An 8,388-nucleotide genomic window follows, 5' to 3' on the forward strand; every position below is an offset into this window, starting at 1 on the left:
AGCCAAGACGGTACGAGGGCCTGCGCATGAGTAGTAGTTGCTCACGCGCCACGACGCAGCTGACCGGTTGACTGGCCGCAGCAGGCCGGCCGGCCGGCTGTCGGTGTGGCGGGAGGCATGCTCCCAGGCGCGCACGGCAACGACGCATGCGAGGGCAGTAATGAACAACGGGGACATGAGCGCACATCCACAGTGGAAGGTTCCCGGTTACACCCATGGCAGGGAATTGGGCACCGGTGCCTGCGGGAGGGTCGTCGAAGCTCTGGACGAGGCTTCCGGTGCCCCGGTGGCGATCAAGTATCTGACGCATGGCGCGCGCACCGCCTTCCGCGCCGAGGCCCAACTGCTGATGGGCTTGCGGTCGCCGTACGTGGTACGAATCGACGACTACGTCGAGCACCCCGAAGGCGCCGCGATCGTCATGGAGTTGGTGGACGGCGTCTCACTCAGGACGCTGCTGCGCCAGGAGGGCCCCACGGGACCTGAGGCGGCCCTCACCGTGCTCAAGGGATCGTTGCTCGGCCTCGCCGCAGCTCACGAGGCGGGACTGGTGCACCGGGACTACAAGCCGGAGAACGTTCTGGTGGACCTCGACGGCTGTTCCAAGCTGGTGGACTTCGGGATCGCAGTGGCCAGCGGGGATGCCTCCGGCGTCGCCGGCACCCCGCCCTACATGGCTCCCGAGCAGTGGACGGGGTGCCCCGTCGCCCCCGGCACCGATGTCTACGCCGCTACGGCCGTCTTCTTCGAGTGCCTCGTCGGCTCCAAGCCGTACCCGGGCACCACGGCTGTCGAACTGGCGGTACAGCACATCGAGGCGCCCATACCCGACGACAGGGTTCCTGAGGCGTTGCGGCCGTTGATTCGCCGGGGCCTGGCCAAACGGGCCGTGGAACGGCCGCCGAGCGCTGCCGCGTTCGTCCGTGAGCTGGATGCGCTGGCGTCCAGCGAGTACGGCGACGACTGGGAGGTGCGTGGGCACCGCAGAATGGCCGCGCTCCTCACACTGATGCCGATGCTGGTGCGCTCTCCCGACGACGTCGTGACCGCGACGACAACCTTCGCGGACACCACGCTCGCCACGACAACCACGGGAACGGCAACGGCACATGCCTCGGTGGCGGCAGCCGGTCGGCCCCGATCGCGTGGCGGCGTGGTCGGCCGAAGCAAGTTGGCGGCCGTCGCCGCGTCTGCCGCCCTTCTGCTCACCGGGGTCCTCGCGCTGTCTGCGATCGCTGAACAGGACGACACGGAGGACGGCGTCACAGCCTCCGCCGACGCTGCCGACGCTCCCCACGCCGCCGGCTCGACCGTCTCACCCGGCATGCCCGGCTCCCCGGCCGGCACCCGCACCACGGGGCCCGGCTCCACCATCGCCCCCACTCCTGGGCAGTCGGGAACTGCTGCCGGTCCCGCCGCCGACAGCGGGACCGGCATGGAGAATTCCACGGTGGCCGGGGGTTCGTCGTCCTCTCCTGGTGCAGCACCCGCTTCCACGGAACAGGCGGCTCAGCCGACGCCCTCCACGACGAAAGCGGCCCCTGGGACACCTCCCGTCGCACCGCCCGCCACGTCCCCCACCGTGCGGGTGCTGGCCGTGTCCCTGTCCCAGTACGGCTGCTCCGGAAAGTTCGGCACCCAGGCCGTCGCGTCCGTGAAAACCGACGGCGTCTCCACCGGAACGCTGATCCTCACCTGGTTCCACAGCAACACCCGAGGATTGGGCCCGATCGTGGCGACGGACAGAATCACCATCCCTGCCGGGCAGACCTCGTTCAGCAAGACGTACGCCCACACGTTCGGATCCGGCGATCCATTCCCGTACTGGGGTGTTCAGGTGTCGAGCGACCCGGCGCCGGCCACGGGCAGCGGCACGTACAAGGTGCTCTACGCCGATGACTGCAACCCGATCCTCTGAGCCGGTCATGGAACCCGGACCGTACGACGAAGAGCCGACCTCCTTCCTCCCCCGCTCGCACCCGACCGACGAGGCGACCAGCGCCACCCTCCTGGACCATGCTGTCTGGGGCATGCCGTCGTCCGAGGACGACGCGCACTCCACCGCGCCCGCCTCCACCGTGCCTCCGTCCGGCGGCCTGGGGAACCTCACGGCGGTGTGGCACGGCACCGTCCCCGAGCTTTCGGGCGCGCCGTACACCGCCGGTGCCCGACGCAGGCGCGGCGTCCTCCGGGGTGGGCTTCTCGTGGCGGGGGCCGCGCTCATGGCCGCGCTCGTGGCTGCGCTGCTCCTCGTCCGGCAGCAGACCGGCGATCCACTGTCGGTGACGGGGGTCACCGTACGTCCCAGCTCCTCGACTGCCGGCTGCGACAGCACCGTGACGGTGCTGGCGACGATCCGCAGCAACGGGGAAGGCGGAACGGTGAGCTACCGCTGGCACCGCAGCGACGGCACAGCCACCAGCCCGGTGCAGCAGCGCATCGTCCCGAAGGCACGGCTGACCGAGGTCACCCTCCGCTGGACCTTCCACGGCCCCGGCTCCATGCAGGCGACCGCTGTGCTTGAGGTGCTGTCGCCGAACCGCGCCCGCGCCGAGACCACCTTCACCTACACCTGCCACTAGCGACGCCGCCCGAGCCCTGCGCCCTGCGCCACGGCGCGACCTCGCCGAGACCTGGCTCCGCACCCCGAATCGCTCCTTGAGCACCACGTCCTGCCCGTGCGTCGCCGCGGCCACCTGGTCCGCTCCAGCCGGCGGGCCGGCGGGAGCAGCGTACGGCCCTGGGAGGAGAGCAGCCGGGCGGTGGCCGCACCGGTGCCGGAACTGGCGCCGGTGATCACGATCCGGGGCTTGGGCACACCGGTCGCGGACCTTTCCATCGGGGCGCAGAGACGGCCGGAGCCCCCGCGGCACGCTCAGTCGGCTGCCGTCCCGGCCTGATCAGGAATCGGAGCGGAATGCCCCGTGGACGCGCAGGTCGCCGTTGATCGCCACCTTCCCGTCGTTCGTGTGCATGATCCAGGCACCTCCGTCACGGACCGACAGATGCGCGCCTGCGTTCACCTTCCCCTGCAGGCGCGACTCACCTTGAACGCGCAGCATGCCGAGGGTGGTGAGGTCTCCGGTGACAGTGACCGTGTGGTCCGCCTTCACCTCGCCCTCGGCATCCAGGCGGCCGTGGACGATCAGCCGCGGCGGGCCGTCCTGCGTCTCCAGCACGTTGTCGACGCTCAGCCCGCCCTGGAGGGTGAGGCGTTCCCTGACCTGGGCCCGGTGGGTGACCACGTCGTTCAGGTCTGCCTTGTCGGCCGCGACGGTCCCCCACTGGCGGCTCCCGGCGCCCTGGAACACGTTCATCCCGGAAGCCGGGAACTCGATCCATCCGTCTGCGGCCGTACGGCCCTGCACCCACTTGGTGTTGATGCCGTTCAGGTCCGCCAGATCAGCGGCGACGGTTCCCCAGTCCTGCTTTCCGTCCTTGCGGACGTTCACTCCCGACTGCGGGAACTCGACCCATCCCTTGCCCGAGTCCCGGGCTGCTGCCCGCCCGGGGAGGTGGCGATCAGGGTGTACGTGGCGTCCCGCTTCGGCTCCTGGCCCGCCGCCGGCGACCACTGCCAGCCGGTCGTGCCCTGCGGCGGCGCAACGGTCTCCGAGGATCCGTCCGGACCCTGGATCCGGTAGGTGAGGGTGTCGGGCCCGTCCCACCGCAGGACGACGTCCTGGCCTCCGGCCACCAGGGACTGCTGCGCACGGAAGTTGCGCGGGACCTTGGGCAGGTGCTTCAGCAGGCTCAGGGTCACGGGGGTCTTCTTCACCCAGGCGCCGTTCGCCGCCCTCTCCGTCACGCGCAGCAGCACCAGTCCCGATGCGCTGGAGACGGGGAAGCCGTCCAGGACCAGGGCCATGGAACCGGCCTCCTGGAACAGCGTGTTCGGCCAGGCGGTCACGGTGAGGACACCCGTGTTGTCGTCCCAGGCGAGGATCGGCTCCTCCCCCTTCTTCGTCGCGGTGTTCCGCTCGACCCGCGCGGTGATCGTCTTCGGATGTGCCGTCAGATCACCGTCTGCCTGGCCGCAGGGCACTCGTATCTCGATGGAGTACCAGATCACCTCGTCCATGGTCGGATTGGAGACGACGATGTAGACCGATCCCTGGCGTTCCTCGCCCGCGACCGGCACCTGGAGCGGAGCCGGATCGGTGAGTGTTTCGTAGTGCAGAGAAGCCATCGCTGAAGACCCCCTGATCACGCTGTCCGACGCTTGCCCCCGACGGGCGCATCCCCTCCAGCACAGCACTCACCGGACAACCCGACATCCGGATCCGCCCCAACCGGCGCGAAACAGAAGTTCGCTGACCGAATCGGGAATCTCCCACTTTCCGAGAGCGCGGCTCATGGCTTCGGCGGCGTTCGCCGGGACACGGGACCCCCTACCGGTGGTCGGGAACGTACCGGTAGCCGACGCGGCGCACGGTGGATATGCGGTCCCGGTGAGCGGGGCCGAGCTTGCGGCGCAGCCTGGCCACGTGGACATCGACGGTACGGCCGTCGCCGATGTGCCCGTAACCCCAGATGCCCGAGATGAGGGCATCGCGCGTATGAACCGTGTACGGGTGGTCCACGAGGTGGGCCAGGAGGTCGAACTCCAGGTAGGTGAGATCGAGTTCGCGCCCGTCGGCCTCGACCAGCCGCCGTGCGCGGTCGACTCGGATCGCGTCGTCGGAGTGATCGGGTGCCAGGTGCCGAGCCGGTTCCGGCTCGGCGGCCGGAGGCGTCCCGTGCTCAAGGGGACGGATCTCCGGGCGTATGCCGTACGCGCTCATCACCGCCACCGGGTCGACGTCCGCCGGCAGGAACACGAGGTATCCGACGCGGCCGCCACCGGTCTCGTGGACGGAGACGGCGGGCGGGCGGGCGCCGACCAGTTGGAGGCGCGGGGCCGGGGAACGGCGGAGGGCGGGTGCGGGAATTGCGGTGGTCACGATGAGCCCCTTCGGCTGCTCGGAGTCGGATACGGATGCCGGGTGTTCGGCCACGGCGGGGCAGGGGTCTCCGCAACGGATGCGAGCGGGAGGGCCGGCGCGTCGTACGCCGGGCGGACCCGTACGGCTCGAAGGCCGCGGGCACGACGAGCGCGGCGCACAGTGACCAACGGCAGCCGGCACACCGGCGGCGCGCGTCGAGGAATCACCCTGTCGAAGAAGCCCTAAACGGGTCGGCAGACGGCGCTGGCGACGCGACGGAAGTCAACGTGCCTGCGACGTACGAGCAACGGCTGCGACGGGGACATGGCCACATGGTGGGGTGCGCGGCGGGCACGCGTCAACACTTCCCTACTGATTACATAGGGAATCGCTGCCGTTAGCCGTCACATCGACCTCTGACCTGCATCGTCTTTCACTTCGAGATCGAAGTGTCCACCATCCGGTCACGCTCTTGCCCGGAGGGCCGCTTCGGGCAAGGATTCCCTATCACTCCGATGGGAAAGGTAGGGATACGGTGAAGGGCGGTCGCTCAGGACACTGACGCTGCCGTCGTCCGACGGGCCCGGCGCCCGGCTCGTGCGCGTGTCCGCAGAGACGACCGGCATCCTCGCCCATGCAAGGTGCCGCGCAGCCGCTGCGACGGAGAGTTGCCTCGGACGATCTCCGGAGCCCACCTCAAGTGCCCGAGCAGCACAGCGGAACCTCCAGGTGTACCGGCCTGCCCACCCACCCCCGCCTCCCACCCCTCGCGCGCCTCCCACACGTTCAGCAGCCGGCCGACGCCGCCCGACCATGTTCCGGAGTTGTCGACATGACGACCGCCATCCCCCATGGCACCACCGTCCACCCAGCTCGCACACCACGCAGCGACGCTCGGGCCTGTCGGTGACGCCGGTGCCGACGACACCGAGCACCGCCGGCCACCGATCCGCCGACGCACAGCGCCGCGCACTCCTGCGTACCGCCCGCGATGTGGCCGACGACCTCGCAGCGGACGCCATCGTCCGCGATCAGGCGGGCAAGGAGCCGACCGACGAGACGGCCCGGCTGCGCGAGGCCGGCCTGCCGGCGGCCCTCACTCCGCCCGGGCCGGGCCGCGGGGCGGACTGGCGTACCGGATGCGCCGTCATACGGGAGATCGCCGCGGCGGACAGCTCTGTCGGCGACGTACTCGCCCGCCACTACGTGCACACGTGGAGCGGACGCTTCTACGCGAGTCCCGAGCACGCGACCGACCTCGAAGAGGAGTCGGTGCGCGAGCGATGGCTGTGGACCGGCGCGGTCCGCACTCCCCGGCCCGACGACGACACCGCGGGACCGGACCTCACGCTGAGGCGGCACGCCACCGGCCATCTGCTGAGCGGGCGCCGGGCCGTGGCCACGGCGGTGGCCACGGCCGACCAGATCGTGGTCGACGCCGTCTGCGCCGCGAACGGTGAGGTCCTGGTCGTACGGATCCCACCCGGCGCGCGGGGCGTGACCGTCGAGCCCGCCCACGATCGCCTCGGGCAGCGCGTCGCCGGCGCGGGCGAGGTCGTCCTCGACCGGGTCACCGTCACGCCCGAGCAGGTACTGGGCCGCCGGCCGCACGACGAGGAGTCGACCACACCCTTCACCGCGCTCGCGGAGCCGGCGCTCCGGCTCGCCCTGTGCCACGTCGGCCTCGGCATCGCCGAAGGCGCCCTCACCGAGGCGCGCGACCTCAGCAGGGGCGGCCGCGCACACCGGCTGCCCGGCGAGGACCCGGACCTGTTCCTGACCTACGGGGAACTCGCCTCCGCCGCCCAGACGGCCACCGCCGTGGTCGACCGGGCGACGGACGTGATGGCGCAGGCCCTCGACACGGGGCCGCACCTCGACGCGGAGGGAGCCGCGGGCGTCGCCGCCCTGGTCGCCACGGCCGAGACCGTGACGTCGAAGGCCGCCCTGCGCATCACCGCCCGGGTGCTGGAGCTCGCCGACGCGCCCGGCCTGGACCGGTTCTGGCGCAACGCCCGGGTCCTGACGGCCCACCGCCCTGTCGCGCACCGCCTGCGCTCCATCGGCGAGCACTACCTCAACGGCTCCCACCGCGCGGTGGCTGCCTTCCGCTGACGCACGGCACAGCACGGCACAGCACGGCACGGCACGGCTCCGGTCGCGGGTCCGTGACCGGAGCCCGGCTGCCGGGTACGCGTACCCGGCAGCCGACTGCCACCCACGGCGGACACGGGCCGCAGCCATGCCAGATAATGTCCGTATGCGGATCTCAGCCAGGGCGGACTATGCGGTACGTGCCGCGCTGCAGCTTGCCGCGTCACAGGATGACGGGCCGGTGAAGGCGGAGGCCATCGCCGACGCCCAGGACATCCCGCACAAGTTCCTCGAGGGCATCCTGAACGACATGCGCCGGGGCGGTCTCGTGCTCAGCCAGCGGGGCGGGAACGGCGGCTACCGGCTGGCCAAGCCCGCTCAGTCCATCAGCGTCGCGGATGTGATCCGCGTCGTGGACGGGCCGCTCGTCTCGGTGCGCGGGGTCCGCCCGCCGGACCTGTCCTACACCGGCCCCGCCCAGGCGCTGCTCCCCCTGTGGATCGCGCTGCGGGCCAATGTGCGCGAGATCCTCGACGGAGTGACGCTCGCCGACGTCGCGGCGTCCGACCTGCCCGCTGACGTGTCGGCACTGGCCGACGCCCCCGGCGCCTGGACCAATCCCTAACCCCACGCCCTTCGCCCCACCTGCATGTTCTCACATGTCGAGATCTCTGCATCCAGCATGCGGACGGCCTCTTGGGGCGGGTCCCCGCCTCTGCCAATATGCCTACCAACCAGGTGGGAAAACTAGGAATCCAGGGAGGTGGCCGTGCGAACACTGCACCACGCAGGCCGGATGCTGCCTCTGACCTCCCGCCGGCACATCGACCTGGTCCGTACGTCCAGCGCCATCTGTCCCATCTGTCAGCCCGGCTGACATACCTCGCCGGGCCTGGGCCCACACACAGGTCACCGCTGGGCGCCGCCCCGGTCCGCTCTCCGTTCGGCCGGGCGGGCCCCCCGGCCGACCCCACCGACCGCGTGCCTTCGAGCGCGGGCGTCCGATGTCCGCTCCCCGGCCTGCAACCGCGAACCCGCCGCCGACGGCCGGGAGTGACTTCCGTGTGTGCCGATGGCTTCGCGTCGCCCTGCTCCGTCCCCGCACCTCCCTGAACACCATCCCGTGAAAGGACACCTCCGTGTCTGCCGCAAGACCGCTCACCGCCCTGCGTGCCATCGCCGTCACAGCGACCCTTCCCCTCCTGCTCACCGCCTGCGGCTACGGCTCCGAGGCGAAGAAGGAGGACGACAAGTCCGCCAACACCGCCGCCGACGCCGGCAAGAAGCTCTCGGCCGCAGAGGTCCGCATCGGGTACTTCCCGAACCTGACGCACGCCACCGCGCTGGTCGGCCTCCAGGAAGGCCTGAT

General features: G+C 70.9%; 9 protein-coding genes and 1 pseudogene. 6 read left to right on the top strand and 4 right to left on the bottom strand.

Features of this window, described 5'->3' with window-relative positions; translation table 11 throughout:
- Window positions 1-37 precede the first annotated feature (37 nt).
- Window positions 38-1,918: a serine/threonine-protein kinase gene (locus ACZ4YL_RS39345; protein WP_468123132.1), complete on the top strand. Its 1,881-nt coding sequence runs from the start codon at window positions 38-40 to the stop codon at window positions 1,916-1,918.
- A complete protein-coding gene (locus ACZ4YL_RS39350) occupies window positions 1,896-2,582 on the top strand; it encodes a hypothetical protein (protein WP_468123134.1) in 687 nt (228 codons plus the stop codon). Before ACZ4YL_RS39345 ends, ACZ4YL_RS39350 begins: the two co-directional genes overlap by 23 nt.
- Before the next feature lie 318 nt (window positions 2,583-2,900).
- Here ACZ4YL_RS39350 and ACZ4YL_RS39355 read toward each other — a convergent pair whose 3' ends face one another.
- From ACZ4YL_RS39355 to ACZ4YL_RS39370, 4 genes are all read right to left on the bottom strand, one after another.
- The gene (locus ACZ4YL_RS39355; RefSeq protein WP_468123136.1) at window positions 2,901-3,452 is read right to left on the bottom strand and encodes a hypothetical protein; all 552 of its coding nucleotides are present in this window, start codon (window positions 3,450-3,452) and stop codon (window positions 2,901-2,903) included.
- Window positions 3,449-4,189 carry a hypothetical protein gene (locus ACZ4YL_RS39360; protein WP_468123138.1) on the bottom strand — a complete coding sequence of 247 codons (741 nt, stop codon included), beginning with the start codon at window positions 4,187-4,189 and terminating at the stop codon, window positions 3,449-3,451. Before ACZ4YL_RS39360 ends, ACZ4YL_RS39355 begins: the two co-directional genes overlap by 4 nt.
- 202 nt (window positions 4,190-4,391) lie before the next feature.
- Window positions 4,392-4,943 (bottom strand): winged helix-turn-helix domain-containing protein, encoded by a 552-nt coding sequence (locus tag ACZ4YL_RS39365; RefSeq protein ID WP_468123140.1) that lies wholly within the window; start codon window positions 4,941-4,943, stop codon window positions 4,392-4,394.
- 224 nt (window positions 4,944-5,167) lie between these two features.
- On the bottom strand, window positions 5,168-5,251 hold the full coding sequence (locus ACZ4YL_RS39370) for a putative leader peptide (protein ID WP_351157052.1): 84 nt from the start codon (window positions 5,249-5,251) through the stop codon (window positions 5,168-5,170).
- Between the two features lie 589 nt (window positions 5,252-5,840).
- On the opposite strand from ACZ4YL_RS39370, the gene ACZ4YL_RS39375 reads away from it, so the two are divergent.
- The 4 genes and pseudogenes from ACZ4YL_RS39375 to ACZ4YL_RS39390 form a co-directional block, all read left to right on the top strand.
- Window positions 5,841-7,040, top strand: coding sequence for an acyl-CoA dehydrogenase family protein (locus ACZ4YL_RS39375; RefSeq protein WP_468123142.1), 1,200 nt, complete (start codon window positions 5,841-5,843; stop codon window positions 7,038-7,040).
- Window positions 7,041-7,185: 145 nt separating this feature from the next.
- Window positions 7,186-7,644 (top strand): RrF2 family transcriptional regulator, encoded by a 459-nt coding sequence (locus tag ACZ4YL_RS39380; protein WP_468123144.1) that lies wholly within the window; start codon window positions 7,186-7,188, stop codon window positions 7,642-7,644.
- A 171-nt stretch (window positions 7,645-7,815) separates the two neighbouring features.
- Window positions 7,816-7,896 (top strand): putative leader peptide, encoded by an 81-nt coding sequence (locus ACZ4YL_RS39385; RefSeq protein ID WP_468123148.1) that lies wholly within the window; start codon window positions 7,816-7,818, stop codon window positions 7,894-7,896.
- A gap of 262 nt (window positions 7,897-8,158) precedes the next feature.
- Window positions 8,159-8,388: pseudogene (locus tag ACZ4YL_RS39390) on the top strand (sulfate ABC transporter substrate-binding protein); the annotation flags it as partial.

The organism is Streptomyces sp. NPDC030021 (assembly GCF_055574035.1).

Bases quoted from the DNA above. Each gene is read 5' to 3' on its own strand.
- ACZ4YL_RS39385 (WP_468123148.1), top strand. From the start codon at position 7,816: ATGCTGCCTCTGACCTCCCGCCGGCACATCGACCTGGTCCGTACGTCC.
- ACZ4YL_RS39380 (WP_468123144.1), top strand. From the start codon at position 7,186: ATGCGGATCTCAGCCAGGGCGGACTATGCGGTACGTGCCGCGCTGCAG.
- ACZ4YL_RS39360 (WP_468123138.1), bottom strand. From the start codon at position 4,189: ATGGCTTCTCTGCACTACGAAACACTCACCGATCCGGCTCCGCTCCAG.
- ACZ4YL_RS39370 (WP_351157052.1), bottom strand. From the start codon at position 5,251: ATGTCCCCGTCGCAGCCGTTGCTCGTACGTCGCAGGCACGTTGACTTC.
- ACZ4YL_RS39350 (WP_468123134.1), top strand. From the start codon at position 1,896: ATGACTGCAACCCGATCCTCTGAGCCGGTCATGGAACCCGGACCGTAC.